Origin of the sequence: Paenibacillus hunanensis (assembly GCF_014645615.1) — a bacterium.
In the GTDB taxonomy this organism is placed as follows: Bacteria; Bacillota; Bacilli; order Paenibacillales; family Paenibacillaceae; genus Saccharibacillus; species Saccharibacillus hunanensis.
On the sequence record NZ_BMMB01000002.1, the window covers coordinates 549095 to 567191 of the forward strand.

15 protein-coding genes are annotated in these 18097 nt (G+C 49.0%); 4 read left to right on the plus strand and 11 right to left on the minus strand.

Translation table 11 applies throughout. The annotated features are described in order from the left end of the window. Positions 1 to 28 precede the first annotated feature (28 nt). Both IEX62_RS05720 and IEX62_RS05725 read left to right on the plus strand, forming a co-directional pair. Positions 29 to 982 carry a hypothetical protein gene (locus IEX62_RS05720; protein WP_188774440.1) on the plus strand — a complete coding sequence of 318 codons (954 nt, stop codon included), beginning with the start codon at positions 29 to 31 and terminating at the stop codon, positions 980 to 982. Further along, positions 979 to 2931 carry a hypothetical protein gene (locus IEX62_RS05725; RefSeq protein ID WP_188774441.1) on the plus strand — a complete coding sequence of 651 codons (1953 nt, stop codon included), beginning with the start codon at positions 979 to 981 and terminating at the stop codon, positions 2929 to 2931. The genes IEX62_RS05720 and IEX62_RS05725 overlap by 4 nt, the downstream gene beginning before the upstream one ends. 411 nt (positions 2932 to 3342) lie before the next feature. Here the strand turns inward: IEX62_RS05725 and IEX62_RS05730 are convergent, their stop codons facing one another. The 9 genes from IEX62_RS05730 to IEX62_RS05770 all read right to left on the minus strand — a co-directional run bounded on the left by IEX62_RS05730 (position 3343) and on the right by IEX62_RS05770 (position 14486). After that, entirely contained in the window at positions 3343 to 4743 is a 1401-nt protein-coding gene (locus tag IEX62_RS05730) for a M20 family metallopeptidase (protein WP_188774442.1), read from the minus strand. Between the two features lie 6 nt (positions 4744 to 4749). Then, on the minus strand, positions 4750 to 5097 hold the full coding sequence (locus IEX62_RS05735) for a hypothetical protein (protein WP_188774443.1): 348 nt from the start codon (positions 5095 to 5097) through the stop codon (positions 4750 to 4752). Positions 5098 to 5129: 32 nt separating this feature from the next. After that, positions 5130 to 6437 carry a helix-turn-helix domain-containing protein gene (locus IEX62_RS05740; RefSeq protein ID WP_188774444.1) on the minus strand — a complete coding sequence of 436 codons (1308 nt, stop codon included), beginning with the start codon at positions 6435 to 6437 and terminating at the stop codon, positions 5130 to 5132. Positions 6438 to 6789: 352 nt separating this feature from the next. Further along, on the minus strand, positions 6790 to 8103 hold the full coding sequence (locus IEX62_RS05745) for an amidohydrolase (RefSeq protein ID WP_188774445.1): 1314 nt from the start codon (positions 8101 to 8103) through the stop codon (positions 6790 to 6792). A gap of 48 nt (positions 8104 to 8151) precedes the next feature. Then, the gene (gene abgT, locus IEX62_RS05750) at positions 8152 to 9693 is read right to left on the minus strand and encodes a p-aminobenzoyl-glutamate transporter (protein WP_229685629.1); all 1542 of its coding nucleotides are present in this window, start codon (positions 9691 to 9693) and stop codon (positions 8152 to 8154) included. Between the two features lie 405 nt (positions 9694 to 10098). After that, entirely contained in the window at positions 10099 to 10908 is an 810-nt protein-coding gene (locus IEX62_RS05755) for a YcnI family copper-binding membrane protein (protein WP_188774446.1), read from the minus strand. Between the two features lie 170 nt (positions 10909 to 11078). Continuing rightward, complete coding sequence (locus tag IEX62_RS05760) at positions 11079 to 12821, minus strand: copper resistance CopC/CopD family protein (protein ID WP_188774447.1); 1743 nt, start codon at positions 12819 to 12821, stop codon at positions 11079 to 11081. A 173-nt stretch (positions 12822 to 12994) separates the two neighbouring features. Then, positions 12995 to 13660: a response regulator gene (locus tag IEX62_RS05765; protein WP_188774448.1), complete on the minus strand. Its 666-nt coding sequence runs from the start codon at positions 13658 to 13660 to the stop codon at positions 12995 to 12997. Continuing rightward, positions 13653 to 14486, minus strand: a complete 834-nt coding sequence (locus IEX62_RS05770) for a sensor histidine kinase (protein ID WP_188774449.1) — start codon at positions 14484 to 14486, stop codon at positions 13653 to 13655. Before IEX62_RS05770 ends, IEX62_RS05765 begins: the two co-directional genes overlap by 8 nt. A 371-nt stretch (positions 14487 to 14857) precedes the next feature. Here IEX62_RS05770 and IEX62_RS05775 point away from each other — a divergent pair, with 371 nt between their 5' ends. Further along, a complete protein-coding gene (locus tag IEX62_RS05775) occupies positions 14858 to 15016 on the plus strand; it encodes a hypothetical protein (RefSeq protein ID WP_188774450.1) in 159 nt (52 codons plus the stop codon). Positions 15017 to 15369: 353 nt separating this feature from the next. Here the strand turns inward: IEX62_RS05775 and IEX62_RS05780 are convergent, their stop codons facing one another. Then, positions 15370 to 15915, minus strand: coding sequence for a glutathione peroxidase (locus IEX62_RS05780; RefSeq protein ID WP_188774451.1), 546 nt, complete (start codon positions 15913 to 15915; stop codon positions 15370 to 15372). Between the two features lie 252 nt (positions 15916 to 16167). Continuing rightward, complete coding sequence (locus tag IEX62_RS05785; protein WP_188774452.1) at positions 16168 to 16986, minus strand: formate/nitrite transporter family protein; 819 nt, start codon at positions 16984 to 16986, stop codon at positions 16168 to 16170. Between the two features lie 630 nt (positions 16987 to 17616). Between IEX62_RS05785 and IEX62_RS05790 the strand changes: the two genes are divergently transcribed. Further along, positions 17617 to 17919 carry a restriction endonuclease subunit S domain-containing protein gene (locus IEX62_RS05790; RefSeq protein WP_188774453.1) on the plus strand — a complete coding sequence of 101 codons (303 nt, stop codon included), beginning with the start codon at positions 17617 to 17619 and terminating at the stop codon, positions 17917 to 17919. Positions 17920 to 18097: the final 178 nt, after the last annotated feature.

Genomic DNA, 18097 nt, shown 5'->3' on the forward strand with positions numbered 1-18097 from the left:
CAATTCCTGATAGAGAGTGATGCGAATCATGAATACAACGAAGCAGGCGGTACAGCTCCCGGTACTGGAGCCAAGCCGTCACAATTATGATCGACTGCGCGTCTGTCGCAAATGCGGTCGATTTACGATTTTAATGGAGGAGAGCTGTCCAAGCTGCGGTAAAATGAAGCTCGTGCCCGTCATTCGTCAGGCTCGAGTGCAAACGCTGCGGCGGATGTTTAACGAGCTACTTATTACATTAATACTAACCATTGCAGCAGTGCTCATATCACCGGATATGCGGCTGATGGCATTATTTGCTGCTGCTGGATTGGTACTGCTCGTGGCGCTATTTCTCGTTCAACGTCGGTCTGTAGAAGGCGCGACACTGCGCGAGCTGGGTCGATTATTTCGTCGTCAGCGTAGCGATATTTATGACGGACTGGTTGAGGATCAGCGAATCGGTGTGGAAGAGGTTCGAAGTGGTCATGAGGTAGCAGGCTATCATATTTTGCGTCAAACTGCTGTGCTGGTGCAAAATGATCGATTACGGCTCGCCCTTCTATCCCTGCTGCAAAATTTCCGACTGCGCAGCGATATGGATCTGGAGCTGGATTCGCTGATCACGCGCGACTTTGATCCACTGGTTGCTGAATATATCGGGGAAATGGCACGCATCAAGCGCGATAGGATCAAGGAGCGCTCGATCCGCTATATCATTGCGCATGAGCCGAAAATTTTGCAGATGGAGCAGGGCTGGAGCATTCTGGTCAGCGTAACCTCTGCGATGGTACGGATGAAGCGGTACATTGCGACATATCCGGGCTTTATTCGCCGCTATGCGCGTCATTTGCCAAAGGAACGATTTGTACGTTTATACCGGATTGTGCAGGCAGATGCCGAGCTGCTACAGGATGCACTGGCGCAGGATCTGGAAGTGATTCGGCATGAGCTGTATCCGAATGACCCGGAGCTGGATGGTAAGGGAGCCTTACAGTCATGAGAAGCATTCTACGGTGGTTGGCGCTGCGTAACCTCCTGCTCATCGGTCTGGCTATTTTGCTGGTGCTGCTCGGGATGAAGGGCATCGGGATGTATCATAAAATACAGGCAGTACAAGCTGCCGACCGCTATTATGCACAGCAGCAATGGATGCAGGCGGAATCGCTGTATCGTGCAGCTCGTGACAATTCATATATCCGCTACGAGGAAGCCCATATTCAAGCAAGACTGGATGAGCTACAGCCGATCACGGCGTGGAATGATACTTTATCCGCGAGTGCAAGCCGTCTGCAAGCAGCGGCAGATACCGGGCAATTTGACGCTTATTTGAGCGCGTATGCGATCTGGCTTCAGCAGCAGGAGCAGCAACAGGCGCGTCAGGATCGTTTTGAAAATGAATATGCCAAAATGACCAAGCAATACAATATGGAGCTACTGATCGGTCAAGGCTTTTCAGATTTCCGTACGCAATTTACCGAATCGCTTCAGCATAACCTGGACACAGGCAACTATACCGATGAATCTGCTAAATGGAATCTGCTACGAATTCCAGCAGCTTACTGGCTGACATCTGGCTCTTCTAGCAAAGGAACAGCGGCGGATCGGCAGCAGCTTGGCATCAAGCAACAATTCAAGCAATATGATACGACCAAGCTAAAACGACTGGCAGCGACTGGCGATTTTGATGCTTTTCTCAGTAATGCAGTGAGCACAAGGCAAGCGTATGAGCAGCATGCCTATCGCGATGAGGATTGGATTACTTCGCTGATGAATACAGGTGCGCAAAATGTGATCGCAAAGGATATCCAGTCTCAGCAAACGGCGAATTTTGTCCGACATGCGGTTAGCTTCCGTAACGCTGCTACCCAGCTAGCGCTATCATCCTCGCCTGTACTGGCTACGATCGATCAGCAGCTGAGCTCCTTGCAGGAGCAAGCATTTACCATGACAACGGAAAAGAAATTCAGCGAAGCATTACAGCTGTACGAGACGCTGTCACCGCTTGGTGATATGACCTCGGGTATCGCCCGTACTAAGCTTGCCTGGGCAAGTGATCAGCCAGTCTATTTACTGCAAAGCTCAAACGCCTCGGTCGCGTATGAGCATACAGTTGGTGGGACAGATTGGCAGGCATTTCCGGTGTATGCGATGGCTACAGACAACAACAATCGACTATTTTTCGGACATATGGATCGGGATGGTGCAGTCAGCGTATGGTCAGGTCAAATTGAACAAAATGCAGCGCAAATTCAGCAATTATCGCTGGATACAGCACTCAGCACCGCTGATAAGCCTGTGATCACTGTGCAGTCGCCTGCGGATGCAGTGGAAGGCTCGAATCGTCTGTTCTCGCTGTACGCCGTCACGCCGAATGGGCTACAAGCGATTGCTTCGTTAGCGGGGGCGAGCTATGAGGTACTGCCTGATCGCAGCATTATCGTCCATGTGGCACCCCAAGATGGTGGCGCAGGACAGCTGAATACGTATACGGCTAATGCAGACGGAGTGTACAGTCAGACCGATAGCCGTGCTGATGATAGCGCGTATAGGGAGATCGATGCTGGTGAGATTGAGGGACATGCCAACGAGCCGATTGCATTTACAGCTGAGATTGTAGCTGTGGATGATGGCGGAGCGATCATGCGTACGGAACGAGGCTATGTGCGTTTGCGTGGTGGTATTAACTTTTATACAGGTACGGTGAAGGCATACGGTGTCTTTAATGGAGAGTATGAGGAGTTTAGTCCAGCTTCATTGAATTTTCCGCCACTTTCCAGTGCGACCTCTACGGATTCAGAGAATGCTACTGATGAAGCTACAGAAACGAATGGCACACCTGATGAGTCATTCGAGCCGCAATACGGGCTCGGTAATGAGAACGGCTTGCCGGATAACCGTCCGGCTGTGAATGAGCGTATTCCGGTTGTTGAGGTGCAGTCGATTCAATAATGATGTGGAGTTTTAGGCTTAGCTTCTTGATAATTGCCTTACATTAGGATGCGAATGTCATAGCAACTGTATGTGTATATTAATCGCATTATCCTGTAGCTACCTATCGGCAATATAGTAAATGCTAAACTGTTAAGTGAGCGATCTGTCCATATCAATGATCTTCACCAATAATATTAAAATAAATACACAAAGAAGACCTCTGCGGTAGAGGTCTTCTTTGTGTTATCAGGCTTCTTCATGCTATTGCTTCTATAATATCGACATACCGTTCAGACATGCTGGCATCATAGCAATCTAATGTCTCCATCCTGCTATTCTCTGCCAACAGCTTACTTCTTTGACCGAGAAGATCGTATACAGCATATTTTTATCTAACAACGATTTATCACTATTTTCAATTTGAACATTTTATCTTACCAGTCCTGGCTGCACCTCTGCCGGAATCGGACATACATACTCCTGCCCATGCAAGCGCTCCTCCAGCTCCTGCCTTGCTGCCGCAAGCAGCTCGGGACGTGTCAGCATCTCCAGCGCAGTGGCTGCCATAATCTCTGCCGCGTACAGCATCCCTTTATGCGCGATGCTTGTCTTACCCACCGCTACCCATTGCCAGCTATGCGCAGCAGTGCTGTTTACAAAGCACGCCGTAGTACATTGCACCGTTGGCGTGACCCAGCTTACATCCGCTACATCGGTACTGCCGGATAACCATTTGCCGTGCTCATAGGGTAGAATCTCGCTCGCAAGCGCCAGCTCGCGCTGAGAGGGTGGAAGCTGCCAGGATACCTGCTTTTCTTCATCGGTCAGCGATTCGCGGATTGCTTCAGCCAATGCCAGCTCATCCGCAGTATGCTCCGGTAACGAGAAACGACGGAACTGCTCATCCACTACCTGCTCTAGCGTACGATTAGGCACAATTTCCGAACATGCCTTGTCGAAAATGATCTCGACCTCCGTCCCCGTCATCAGCGCCGCACCGCGTGCTACATTATGTACACGCTCCGCGATATCCGCCGCCTGACGAATATGCGGTGCTCGAATCAGATACAGTACCTCGGCTTGGCTTTGCACCACATTAGGCGAGCGTCCGCCTGAATCAGTCAGCGCATAATGAATGCGCGCCTCCTGCACGATATGCTCGCGCAAATAATTCACACCCACGTTCATTAGCTCGACCGCATCGAGCGCGCTGCGTCCTAGATGCGGTGCTGCCGCTGCGTGTGCACTGCGCCCTTTGAAACGATAATAATACTGATAATTCGCCAGTGTATGTACGGACATCACACTATGATAATCGAATGGATGCCACGTCACCGCCCCATCGACATCGTCAAACAAGCCTGCGCGAACCATAAAGGTTTTACCCGACCCGCCTTCCTCCGCCGGACAGCCGTAGTAGCGAATCGTACCCCGTAATCCATGCTGCTCCATCTGCTCCTTGAGCGCCAGTACAGCTCCCAGCGAAGCCGTACCTAGCAGATTATGCCCACAGCCATGACCATTATCACCTTCAACAAGCGGCGCATAAGTTGCCTGTCCAGCCATCTGACTCAAGCCGGACAGTGCATCATATTCTCCTAATACAGCAATTACCGGATGGCCACTACCATAGCTTCCGATAAAGGCAGTATCGATTCCACCTGCTCCACGCTCGACATGGAAGCCCGCTTCCTCCAGTGCCAGACAGAGTAGCTCTGCCGAGCGCTGCTCTTGAAATCTCGTCTCCGCGTATTCCCAGATCTGGTCACTAATCGCAATTAGTCGCTCCCGTCTTGATGCGATCGACGCACGAATCGTCTCTGCATCCATATCCGGTCAACTCCCTCCCAGCCCGATAAAGAGCATAATAAACACGAGTTCCAGCATATAGCCAATCACCAGCATCATCGGCACGGTCACAATGAGCAAAATCATTCGTAGCTGTCGCTCCACACCATAGCGCTCCATCCAGCGGCGCAGCCATAGCCACAACAGCACCAGTGCCGGTACGATAATGAGTACACCGACCAGAACGACACCATAAAAAATCCAGCCTGCCGCCGTGCTAGCGGCTCCCTGCTCTAACCAGCGCTGCTTGGCGGTCACCAGACCGACCACCAGTACCGCCATCAGCACATAATATCCTTTAATAATCGTACTCCATTTTCCACTTTTCACTGCCATTCATCCCTTCCTATTCAGACTGTGCAAGGTGTCTAACGATTCACTCGCAAACGATAGATTTTCCGCGGTCGTCCGCGTACCGCTTGCTGTTCCTCGCCCTCCACCTCAGCCAGACCAATCTGACATAGACTGCTCATAATGCGCTGTGCATTACGAATCGTCATCGAGAGATGCTGAGCTAGCTGAACCGTGGTAAAGCCATCCCATTTCATATGACGGGTCAAGGCTTCAATTTTGCGATACGTGCGTGCACTAATGTTCACGCTATTCAAAAGCTCCAATAGCTCTGCATCGAGCGAGCGCGAAGCATAGCCCCATTCGCCCTCATCCCGATCCATTTCGCGGATATCGCCATTATCCTGCACGATCACCAGCAAGCGCTGACGATTATGCCGGGCATGCTGTAGCGCACGCATCGAATGATCGCTCGCTGTAAACGCCGTATTGCCATAGCCGATTCCAACGGAAATCTGTACATCCATTTCCAGTTCCATCTGTCCGATGAGCTGCCCGACACGTCCCAGCTCGCGCTCAATCGCTCCGCGTGTGCTCACAATCTGGTAGCTCCCTACGCCATTGTGCACCATCATGCCATCCACCTGTTCACACAGCTTCAAAATGCGCTGCTGCATATTCAGCTCGGCATGCTGCACAGAGTAGCGTCCACCGCGTGAATTGTGTCCCAGTAGATCGGCTTCGATCATCTGCATCCCGATCTGGGTCTCCTTAAAATAAGAACTGCGCGCCTGCTGAATAAGAAGCTGTGCAGCCTGCCGAATATCCTGCCGTGTAATCGTCAGACGATATGCTGGCATACCATGCTTTTGCAGCTCACTGTATACAAAATGCATACAGGTTAGCGCCGCTTTACTTTTGTCTGCTTTCCATAGCTCCAGATGAAAATTCACAATCTCCATCGGATCTTCCCAGCCGTCAAAAATATGAATTCGCTGCGGATCAAGCGATACACCCAGCTCTCCCAGTGATTCGGTCAGATCCAGATCCTCTGAACGGATCATATCGACCGAATACGGCTCATCGGTAATCCCGTGAGCAAGCATCATCTCAATCATGCCCTTGTACAGCGCTGAGCCTGCTGGTTTACAATAAACCGCCAGCTCATGCTCCTTCAGATGTGGACGTGCGATCGCCAGTGGAATCGGGCCGGAAAAGAACCAGCCCTTCAAGCCATGGCGATGCTGCTCCATCAATTCTGGAATTTCGTGTGGATGATTATACACAAGTGGCACAAAAACAACGTCCTCATGCAGCGTATCTGCGATCTGCATAATGTGCTGCACAGAGGGCATAGGTCCGATCACACCAAAACGATACGTCATCTTATTCTCCTTCGCTCATTCTTTTGTGCCATCATGCCCGCAGGTGAATACCCCGGACATCGGTATATGGTTATTTCATTGAAGATAGAATCTGTTATCCGATACTCAGATTCATTATACCAACTTCCCGGCACAAAAGAAGCGAAGACTGTGCTTTACAGATGCAGGTACGGCCGATACGCAGACCACCCTTTATGCTCCATGAGCAATTTACATATATATGAGACGTTGATTGCTTATGAATACAAGCAACCGACTAAAAAGGATAAAAGGCAACGCTAGGCGGCTCGTCTTGACCCATCTCATCCTATCCGTAATGACGGATGTGCATCCCTCTGCGCACTATTAAGATTTAATCCTCTACCCTCGCCTTTGCGGAAGGCAATACCGACACAGGTACGGCGTGATCACTCAACATACGCTTGGCAATCCCACTGAATACCTCTACCCCGATGCGAAGGCTATCTTCCTCAATGTCAAAGCGAGGATGATGATGCGGCGCTGGATTACTCGCGCCAATGATCATATAGGTCGCCTTACCACCACGCTCCTGTACGCGCCGTATCATATAGCTTGCATCCTCACTGCCTGTGGAATACGCATATTCGTCCGGCACGGTGTGTACGCCCTCTACCTCACGTGCAGCAGCATTCGCCAGCTCGACCAGCTCCACATCACAGGTGATCGGAATCGCGGCTCCGGTCACTTCAATCTCGTACGTCAGCTCATGCATGCCCGCACTGTGCTCGACAATGCGCCGTACGCGCTGCTCCAGCTCTGCATTCGTTTCCTCCGATTCCGAGCGCGTCTCCACGATCATGCGCGCATGCTCTGCAATGATATTTGCCGCTGTGCCGCCTTCCAGTAGCCCTACATTAATACGTGTATCTCCACTACTAAAGCGTGGAAGAGCATGGATGTTCAGCAATGCCGTTGCTGCTCCGAGCAGCGCATTGCGTCCCTTTTCCGGATCAGCACCTGCATGAGAAGCTACCCCATGAAAATGTACAGCCAGCTTCGTTGTAGCCAGGTAGCCACGCGTTCCGCCATGCACCTGACCCGTTGGCACATCGCAGCCCAGATGCGCGCAATACAGATAATCCACATCATCCAGCATGCCTTTTTCGACCATAGCATACGCACCACGTACACCTTCCTCGGCAGGCTGGAAAATAAGCTTGATCGTCCCATGAACGTCTAGCTTCGTCAGTGCCTCGGCTACACCCAGCCCAATCGTCGTATGTCCATCATGCGCGCAGGCATGCATATTACCGACAAATTGCGAAATAAAGCCGTCTGCCTGTGGCATATGCTCCTGATCGGTACTTTCCATAATTGGCAATGCATCCATATCAAAACGAAACGCTAGCGTTGGCCCCGGCTGCTGACCACGCAAAATGCCAACCACACCCGTATACCCACCCTTCATTGCCTTTACAATATCCGGGTTCGCGCCATAAGCCAGCGCACGCTCATAGGCAGCTTCTAGCAACGCCTCTGACGGCAAGCCACGACGTGAAGGCCCATCGATCGCATCGTGGCCATAGATCACTTCGTAGCCAAGCGATTGCAACGTCTCGACGACCTTACTTGCTGTACGAAACTCGGTAAACCCAAGCTCGGGATGTTGATGCAAATCTCGTCTCATTTCAATGATATCTAGCATAAGAGTTCAGCTCCTGTTGTTATAATATAAAGTCGATCCGTGAAACGATTAGCCTGCCAGCTTCGGATACACTCCCGGGCCAATCGGTAAACCAAGCCAATACCATACGACCAGTAGTAGCGACCATACCGCGAGAAATACGATCGGATACGGCAGCACCAGCGAGTAATAGGTGCCCAGCTTCGCATCCTTACGGTAGCGCTGGAGAAAGCCGAGGAATAACGGTAAAAATGGCGACATCGGTGCAAACGGAATGACCGCCGAGTCTGCTACCCGGAAGATCATTTGTGCAAAGGCAGGATGATACCCGAGCAGCATGAACATCGGTACAAATACAGGTGCCAGAATCGACCAGATCGCCGAGCCACTGGCGATGAACATACATAGAAATGCGGATAGGAACATCAGACCGAGAAAGGCAGGTACGCCCGTCATATTCGTCTTTTCCAGCAGATCCGTCAATCCAAGCGCCATGAACTTGCCCATATTGCTCCAGTTGAAAAATGCGACAAACTGAGCCAGTGGAAATACCATGACGATAAAGCCAGCCATTCCCTTCATCGGGTCGGTCAGCAGTCGTGGCAGATCATTCTGATTGCGAATCTGTCTGGTCGTAATTCCATACGCAATCGCAGCAACGAAGAAGAGGAAAATAATAATCGGCACAATACCCGACATGAATGGAGAAGGCACAATCGTACCCAGCTCTGGATCACGCAGCAGACCACCGGATGGCAATACCAGTACCGCCAGAATTGCCAGCGCACCGAGCACAGCCAGCCCACTCACGAGCAAACCGCGATTTTGCTGTGGTGTTAGCGTTTCGAGGCGATCTTCCTCTTCATGTGGACGATAGGCTGGCAAGCGTGGCTCGACAAATTTATCTGTTAACAGTCCCCCTGCAATTGTCAGCACAACGACCGATACCGCCATAAAGAACCAGTTATCCAGCACACTCACGCTAGCCGCTGGATTAATCGCCGCTGCCGCCTCGGTACTAATGCCAGACAGCAGTACATCTGTCGTAACGATCAGCAGATTGGCGGTAAAGCCTGAGCCGACCCCTGCAATCGCTGCCAGCAGCCCTGCCACAGGATGGCGTCCAACCGCAAGAAACATAAGTGCACCGAGTGGAGGCATAATGACGAGCGCTGCATCGGACGACACATGACTGAAAAAGGCGATAAACAGCACCATATAGCTGGCATAGCGCGCACTAACACGCGAAGCCATTTTCAGCATCAGTGCCTGCAATAAACCAACCTTCTCCGCCAGCCCTGCTCCCAGTACCAGCGCCAGAATAGAGCCGAGTGGCTTGAAGCCGCTAAAGTTGGCAATGATATTCGGTAGCATCCACTGAATGCCTTCTGCACTGAGCAGATTTTTCACCGTGACCTGCTCGCCATTAGTTGGATCGGTAACCGAGATGTCCAGCCATGACAATATCGCAGTCGCTGCCATCAGAATCGCGATCAGATAAATGAACAACAAAAACGGATTCGGAATTTTGTTACCAACCCGCTCAACCCATCCAAACAATCCCGTCTCGCCACTATGCTGCTTCAACGCCAACTCGTTTGCTCCACTCACTAGCCTTCCCCCTATTAAAAGAACTATTAACGATAATTTCGTTTAATTGATTATAGAAACAGAGTTGGAGTGAAGCAATAGATATGTCAGCTATTTTTACGAAAATATTCAAATAAAATTATAATTATGCATATTTGTATCACTCGATGGCAGTTATGTATCAATTCACTGTACGGATTGGAATGATGTTGAGCTCAAAATAAAAAAAGCCTGACATGAGAAAGGAACTAGATTCCCTTCTCCTATCAAGCTCATATTGGACAAAGTGATATTTATGCTGCTGCTCCACTTTGTATGATGATTCGATACAGCGATTCACTGTTCGTACCGGTTTGCTCATGCATGTGCCACACACTATATATGGTGCAGCGCATTTTCACTTTCTGCCTCTTTCTTGATTGTTTCTTACTTCGTACCATGCTTACGTGCAGCTGTTACCCATGCACCAATCGCAGCGATCAGCGCTACAATTGCAATGACCAGTGTCGCGGTCTGCATACCGCTGCTGGCAGCAGGTGCCGCCTGAGCTGGAGCTGCATTATTGCCAGCTGCCATTGTATCTGTTGCTTCTCCAGTTGCCGTCGTATCCGTACTTGTCTCTGTGCCAGTAGCTGCGCTATTGTCCATGCTTCCACTTGTTTCCGTACCAGCTGCCGACGTTTCGGTTCCGCTACCTGCGGTGCCTGCACTGTCATGTCCATGATCAGTAGTTGCAGCTGCGCCTGTAGCGCCATCCTTGCTAACTACTGTGATCGAATGCGGAGAGTCACTGCCTTTATCACCTGTCCACTGTACAATGCTACCATCACTGTAATATTGGAAAGCGTCCCATACGAGATCGCTATCCTTGTCCGGATTTTGACCTACAAATACAAATTGCTGGAATTGACCGGCTTCAATGCCGCCACTTTCCGCTTCCCATGTAACTGTCGATACTTCACCTGCATCATTTTTCTCTGTCGTTACCTTCCAGCCTGGAACAGGCTGATACTGCTTGAAGGAGAGGTTTTCCGGCACCTTGAGTGTGACCTTGATCGTCGGAATATCTTTCTCTGATGGTACCTTGATTGTGTACGTTTCCCATGCGCCTGTCATCGATTCCGCAGGTTTAACCGTTACATGCGCACTTGCCACGCCTGTAAAGACGATCATTCCTGTTAAAGTAACAGCCGAAGCTACCGTTGCCAAGCGAGTCCAAAACGAATTGTTTTTCATGAATAAAATGCCCCTTTTCGTATCATATAGTTACATTTGCACTGCTTTTTTTCATCTTGCTACGCGTTGGTGGTTGTCGCATCTTTAAAAGGGACAGCCCTGTTTCGCGTATGGCTTACAACGCGGAAGAAGCGAGCTGATTGCATGCATCCTCTGTTCGGGGTATCCTTCTACGAGCCAGGCACCTTCAGTACAAATTTGGCTTGCAATGATTCCAGCTTGGAGGTGAGTACAGTCATATCCACCTGCCAGTTTCCATTCATGCTGATCATGCCCTGTGTTTCATACATGCCATCCTTGCCATCCTTCGAGGTGATCGTGATATCGGTTGGTGCCATTGCCATATCCAGATGATGAAGCTGCATCGTAATCTGCTCCACATCCACATGCTTACCCTGACTGTCCGTAACCATCACCTCAAATGTGTTCATCCCCATCCGACTAGGTGGTACACGCAAGCTAATCTCGTAGCCGTTTACCTGCTGAACCTGAGCCTGTACCTCGCGCGGTGCACCGCCATTACCGAGTGGCGCCGCATAAGGCGACAGATGCACCAGCAGCGCGGCAAGCACCAGCACGACGAATCCGGTTAGTACCTCCCAGATCATATCCTTGCCAATCTCACCCTTCTGACTGCGCGCCTTCGCATAGTTCATCCCACCAAAGCCAGCCATCACCAGGAATAATAGCATTTTGGACAACAGAGTCAGACCATAACCTGTGTTAAACAGAGCATTGATGGTTGGCAAATAGATCAGACTGCCATAAATGCCTGTCACCAGCAGCGCTGCTACTGAACCCATAGCGAGCCAGGAAAAGCGTCGTACCACGCCCCAGTACAGCTTGCGTCGCTCGTCTCCTGCATGATCCCTAACGATACGCGGCAGGAACAGCGCCAGTGCGAGCAAGGCGCCTGACCAGAGCAGTGCCGACAGTAGGTGCAAATAATCCGCTGCAATCGCAACACCTGCAATCTCTGCCGCATACGCATGTCCGTCAAATGCCTTTGCCAGCAAGCCAAGTGCCAGTACGATCAAGGCGCTCAGACCGAGCACACGCTGTACACCTGGCTTCATGCCTGGTAACTGACGGACAAGAACGATGAGTAGTACAATCACGGCAGCGATCATCTGCAATAACCAGACCTTGCCGAATACCGTTCCGCTAAACGTATTGCCCAGTTCTCCTCCTACAGTAGATAACGGAATATCCGCTGTCCATGCAATACGGAGCGGTAGCTGTGCCGCCAGCGCCAGCACCGTCAATACTGCACCTGATAGCGCAAACCACGTATAACGACGCTCTCGCAGCCAGCCCATCTCACTGCGCGCAGCTAACGGCAGCAGGAACAATGGCAGGCAGAGCGCCCCCAGGACAATCGCCTGTGCGGCATATTGCACCCAGCGCATCGTAATGAGTAACGGACTGAGCGGACGACTATCGTCCAGTGTGACGCTGCTTGCATCCTTGAGCGACTTACCAGCCCCATTTCCAACCTGGAAAATGATCGCTCCCTCTACCGGGTGCCCATCACCAGAGATCGCTTTCCACGATACCGTGTAGATATCCTCTGGCAGCGCAGAGGGTAGATCAGCGAGTAAGCGCGTGCCATCCTTGGGATCGATATAAGCTTTAATGCCGCTTACCTCTTCGCTGGACGAGCGATGCAGTGTGATCCCATAATACGCGCGCTGAATATCTTCATTGAAGCGAATCATGATCTGCTTCGGTGACTGCTGTAACACTTCATTTTGCGCGGGTGACGATTCGGTCACAGACGCATGGGCAAGCACCTGCTGCGGAAAGCCCACTGTCAATAACAGCAGAATCCCTACCAGCAGTAGCTTAACGACTGAACGCAGGCGACCTGCTCCAGAAGGTTGGCTGATCGCCGTATATGTTGAACGAGCCATATTGTGAATAATAGCGTCTCACCTGCTTTATGTTAGATTAAATACTCTATTGCGGCTTGTATTCAGCCATTCCGTCCCATATGGATTACCATTTATGATACAAATAACAGCTCCGCGTGAAAATGACTACATCGGGCTATAAATCCTGCGTTTACGATTCAAATTTGAATGAATTATGGACGATGCCGCTTATTCTCGGTAGCCAGCCCCTGCTCCAGCGCATATCGAGTCAGCTGCACCCGATTTTCCAGCTGTAGCTTTTGCAAAATATTTTTCAGATGATTCTTCACCGTCTGATCCGAGATACTTAGTGCGGCAGCAATCTCACGATTGGTCATACCTGAAGATACCCATTGCAGAATCTCCCGCTCTCTACGTGTTAACGTGTCTGCCGCCGGATCACTGCGCGTTTTGCCAAACGGAAACTCCTGTAAAATGCGCTGGGCAATCTCCTGACTCATCTCTTCCCGATCAAATGCTACACTACGCAAATATTCCAACCATGTCGAAGGCGGTAAGCTTTTGAGCAAATAGCCCTGTGCTCCCTGCTTGATCGCCTGAAATAGATGTGCCGCATCATCGGATACGGTCATCATAATTATTTTTACGTAAGGAAAGCGTAATTTGATCAGTCCGGTCGTCTCTAATCCGTCCATGCCCTTCATCGAAATGTCCATCAGAATCAGATCCGGCATCCATTTCTCGGTAAATTCAAGCGCTTCCTGTCCGCTGGACGCAGTACCTACCAGCTCAAACAGCGGCTCCTCCGACAAAATCACGCTCGTCGCCTCGCGAGCATGCGCATGATCATCGACAATGAGTACACGCACTTTATCCATGAATCTTGCCTCCTGTCAGTATAAACTGTGTCCGTTCATCCTTACGGCGAAACTCAAAGCGCCATCCTCGCTGCGCAGCACGCTCGGCAGTAATCCGTAATCCGAAGCGTCCTGGTTGCTGTAACGCTTCCTCCACATACCCGGTGCCATCATCCTCCACGATCACACACCATTCCTGCTCATCACCTGTTCCTCTAATGACTGCACTACGCGCACCCGCATGCTTATGCACATTCAGCAGTGCCTCTCGAATACATGCTAGTAGCTCCGCCTGCTGTGCGGTATTGAAGCAGGTGTCCGCAAGCTGCCAATCCACCTCCACCTTTACGCCTGCAAGCGGAACCATTTCACGAATCCGCGTTTCCAGCGTGCTCTGATGTGCATCCTCCTGTCTTGGCGGCTGCTTAAGATCAGCAATCGCCTGTCGCACATCATGATTCGCTTCTCCTACCGTACGACTCAGATCATGGAGTAGCTGCATCACTTCGGGATCATCGAATTTGCGCTTCGCCTGATCCAGCTTCACCCCGAGCAAAAAGAGCGACTGCGCTACCCCATCATGCAGCTCACCTGCCAGCTGCTGACGCTCCTCCAACTTGCCCTTAGCAATACGCTCATGATCCAGCGCCTCGCGCGTATTTTCCATCATCGTGAACAGGCCACGTAGCAGTGTAATGCTCACAATATACACGATGAGCGGTGATAACCAGTTTCCTGCATCCATGGATAAATAGGGCATCAAAAACTGATGTCGCACGTATTCCCAGATTCCAATCGTCAGTGTCGGCACAAACAGAATCATCCACTTAATATGCTGATAAGACATCGTATTCTCCTTTACATCCAAATATACGCCAGATTGGTCATATTTAATCATCACACTACCGGAAAGCGCTCCCTCGGTCTACAGTTTACAAATGCAGCGCTGCTTCATCCCACCCTAAGTTTGAAAAATACGTGAACAGTCCCTAATTTTTTTAAAAATTGAAACAAATCGTTTGCAATTCGTTAACCTAATGCTTACAATGAACATATATGATAATGATTATCATTCCTGATGTTTTGAGAATCGAATGATAATAGTCGCTGGCTTGCTATTCGGCAACCATCTACAGACTGCTGCTTACCGGAACACCTTAGATTGTACACAATATGACTGCCGCGCTGAATCGCGCCTCAAAAGGAGACGGAATCTGGATGAACGCAATGACACAAAAGACTACACTTCAAATAGACGATTATCTCGATCTGCTCAATCTGGCTGTGCATATCGGTGATCGCAGATGGCAAAAGGAAATTATTCGCAAGCTGGAATATTTGAAGCAATGTGCCACTGCTTCCCGTAGCCGCTACTAGCATCCTACCCAAATCATACACTTGCACGTAAATCGTGCGAAGACCGACAACTATATCTAGCAAACTATTTCGCAATATCCATATAAAACAAACCGACCTCATAAGCTGAAGTCGGTTTTTTTGTGCTATTGCAATTTTTGCTATTCTAATAGCCGTCTATGCGGTTATACATCGATCTTCCAATATTACGGCTGGAATCACATGCCGTGCGTATATATTCCAAAGTCCGGCTGTATGGGACAGGTCGTGTGTGCTTATCGTAGATCAGAGATGTAATTCTTGCAGCACGACCTGCTCCACACAGCCGGACATATTCTGCTTGTACAGCTGTGCTTCGATAACAAAGCTGTGATTTACAACAATGCTTCGATATCCTGCTCCATATCGAATGGATCAGTGGTCGATTCAAAGCGGCGAATAACTTGACCATCGCGATCGATGAGGAATTTAGTGAAGTTCCATTTGATCGAATCACCTGGCAAATACTCAGGGTGACGCTCATGCAGAAGTGGCAGCAAAATTTTAGCGACGGAGTGTGTAGTATCGAAGCCTTCAAATGGCTTACTGTTCGCCAGATAAGTAAACAATGGATGCGCATTGCGATCGCGCACATCTACCTTCTGGAACATTGGGAACGAAACGCCATAGTTTAATGTACAAAATGCATTGATCTGATCGTTACCATCTGGTTCCTGATCAGCAAACTGGTTGGAAGGGAAGCCTAAAATGACGAAGCCCTTCTCTTTGTAGCGATCATATAGACGTTGCAGGTCTTCATATTGAAACGTAAAGCCGCACTGACTTGCTGTATTCACAATCAAAACGACCTTACCACGGTAATTTTCCAACGAAATATCTCGTCCATTCATCGCTTTAGCGGAGTATTCGTATACACTCATCGTTATTCTGCTCGTCTCCCTTGTATGCAATAGTAATGTTGCCTATCCTATTGTACCCAAGTAACTAAGCAATTGAAACTAAAGATTTAGTGAAATTTGTCGAAAAGTAAGTAAAAAGTCCTGTACATACTAACTCAAAACTCAAATTTAAGTAGATTATCCATTTATATGGATTATATATAGAAAAAAGCGCTGATCGCTCAGCGCTTTGAACCGATTGACTCGGATCTATTCGATTTATGCTACTAACCCCTATTCTTTCTCATGCTTCACAGCAGACGGATCATGCTCGGGATCATTCATAAATGGCTTATTCACATAATAGTACATCATCGCCATAAATACAGAGCCGCCGATCAGATTGCCGATAGTAACTGGCACGAGATTATGAATCACACCCGCAAAGTTAATCGTCTCTGGATGATCCACAACCAGGGCAATCGCAAAGGTACACATATTCGCGATACTATGCTCATAGCCGGATATAAAGAAGCAAAATACGAATAGCATCATACACAATAGCTTGGCAACTTCATTTTTCAGTCCCATCGGGATAAAAAATGCCAGACATACCAGCCAGTTACACAAAATTGCTCGAAAAAACAGCTGCATCGTGGGGGCCTGCATTTTATGCTCGACCACCCCCAGCAAAAAGCCGTTAACCGAATGATCCGCATATAACCCTGTCAAATAGATCAGTAGCGCAAACGCACACGCGCCCATAATGTTGCCGATATAGCTCGTCACCCACAGCCTGACCACCTGCACCCACCTGAGCTTACGAATCAGGGCAGCATACGAGTAGTAGAATGTATCACCGGTAAATAGATCGCCGCCACCTAACGAGATCAGAATAATCGCCGCGCCAAACGTTAACGCAGCCATCGGATAGGCAGCAGGGGACTCGACCGCATAAAAGAAGTTGCCCGTTTTAAAGGCAACTATCACGCCGAAGCCGATAAACATACTGGCGAGCATCGAACGAGATACATAACGCAGCTTGCTCTGGTTATAGATCATATTTTTCTCAAGGGCTAGCTTTTCTACCTGCTTTAAAGAATGAACCTCCATGCGTTCACCTCCACTTGTGTTGGACTGACTTTACAGCTCCATCGTCATATGTACATCAGTAGCACACGATATCCTACGTACACGTTTATCATGTCTGTGCTCTATGTCTCTTTTCGCTTCTCAACCTCAAAACCCTGCCGTTCTAAGGTATCAATTGTGACCGATCTTATCGACAAATCCATTACATCTCGCTCCTTATTCTTCCTACTGGTTCACTTAGCAGCTGTTTCTTACCTTTCACAAGGTGGTAAATAAAGTCTGTTAACATCCATTTAACATAACTCCTACAATCTAGTACTTCGTCTGCTCCACCTCTGATACATAGGAATAATTACCTATTTGTCGAAATTCCCCGACAAAAGTCTCATTTCCTATAAAGTTTGCAAACATACCGTCCGAAAAATAATATATGGAGCACAAGTCACAGATTAGACACATCATTTTTTCAACAAACAAGCATCGAGTGACTTTCGTCCTTGATCTTGATGATATATAGGTTTTACTAGCATATTTTCACAAGAGTCTTCCGGTTCATATAAAAAATTTAACATATTTAAGCTAAATTTAATGAACATTCTGTGAAAATATGATAATGTAAATTTACAATTAAAACTTCAGAGGTGAATGATCATGACAAACCAAACTAAACTGATTCAACTGCGTCAACAACTTCCACAAGATCAACAAGCAATTTCCCGCTATGTTGAGCATGCACTGCAATCCATCGACGAACTGGTTGAAAAACACCGTCAATACAATGCAACAATGGCAATCTACGGCGACAAAATCAACGGCAACGAAGAACGCGTATACCGTGACACTGTATCCGAGATCAAAGCACAATTGTTGGAAACACTCGAAAGAACAGTAGAAGACTTCATGCACGTAGGCGACAAGAACTGGACTAAAAACTACAAAGACGGTATCAAGTAATCACGCCATATCCGATTCGATGCATTCAGGTATTCAAGCTTTAGCGATCTCTAGTAGCTGTCCGGCTTGACCCCTACCCTAGATAGCTGTTTCTGCCCTTCCCGGGCTAAAGCAGTTCAAATAGATGGATCTACCCTTTAATCTAACCATTCATCGTATGTATTCTACACACTTGAAC

Coding starts and splice junctions, on each gene's coding strand:
- IEX62_RS05720 (WP_188774440.1), top strand. CDS start 29: ATGAATACAACGAAGCAGGCGGTACAGCTCCCGGTACTGGAGCCAAGC.
- IEX62_RS05725 (WP_188774441.1), top strand. CDS start 979: ATGAGAAGCATTCTACGGTGGTTGGCGCTGCGTAACCTCCTGCTCATC.
- IEX62_RS05730 (WP_188774442.1), bottom strand. CDS start 4,743: ATGGATGCAGAGACGATTCGTGCGTCGATCGCATCAAGACGGGAGCGA.
- IEX62_RS05735 (WP_188774443.1), bottom strand. CDS start 5,097: ATGGCAGTGAAAAGTGGAAAATGGAGTACGATTATTAAAGGATATTAT.
- IEX62_RS05740 (WP_188774444.1), bottom strand. CDS start 6,437: ATGACGTATCGTTTTGGTGTGATCGGACCTATGCCCTCTGTGCAGCAC.
- IEX62_RS05745 (WP_188774445.1), bottom strand. CDS start 8,103: ATGCTAGATATCATTGAAATGAGACGAGATTTGCATCAACATCCCGAG.
- IEX62_RS05755 (WP_188774446.1), bottom strand. CDS start 10,908: ATGAAAAACAATTCGTTTTGGACTCGCTTGGCAACGGTAGCTTCGGCT.
- IEX62_RS05760 (WP_188774447.1), bottom strand. CDS start 12,821: ATGGCTCGTTCAACATATACGGCGATCAGCCAACCTTCTGGAGCAGGT.
- IEX62_RS05765 (WP_188774448.1), bottom strand. CDS start 13,660: ATGGATAAAGTGCGTGTACTCATTGTCGATGATCATGCGCATGCTCGC.
- IEX62_RS05770 (WP_188774449.1), bottom strand. CDS start 14,486: ATGTCTTATCAGCATATTAAGTGGATGATTCTGTTTGTGCCGACACTG.
- IEX62_RS05775 (WP_188774450.1), top strand. CDS start 14,858: ATGAACGCAATGACACAAAAGACTACACTTCAAATAGACGATTATCTC.
- IEX62_RS05780 (WP_188774451.1), bottom strand. CDS start 15,915: ATGAGTGTATACGAATACTCCGCTAAAGCGATGAATGGACGAGATATT.
- IEX62_RS05785 (WP_188774452.1), bottom strand. CDS start 16,986: ATGGAGGTTCATTCTTTAAAGCAGGTAGAAAAGCTAGCCCTTGAGAAA.
- IEX62_RS05790 (WP_188774453.1), top strand. CDS start 17,617: ATGACAAACCAAACTAAACTGATTCAACTGCGTCAACAACTTCCACAA.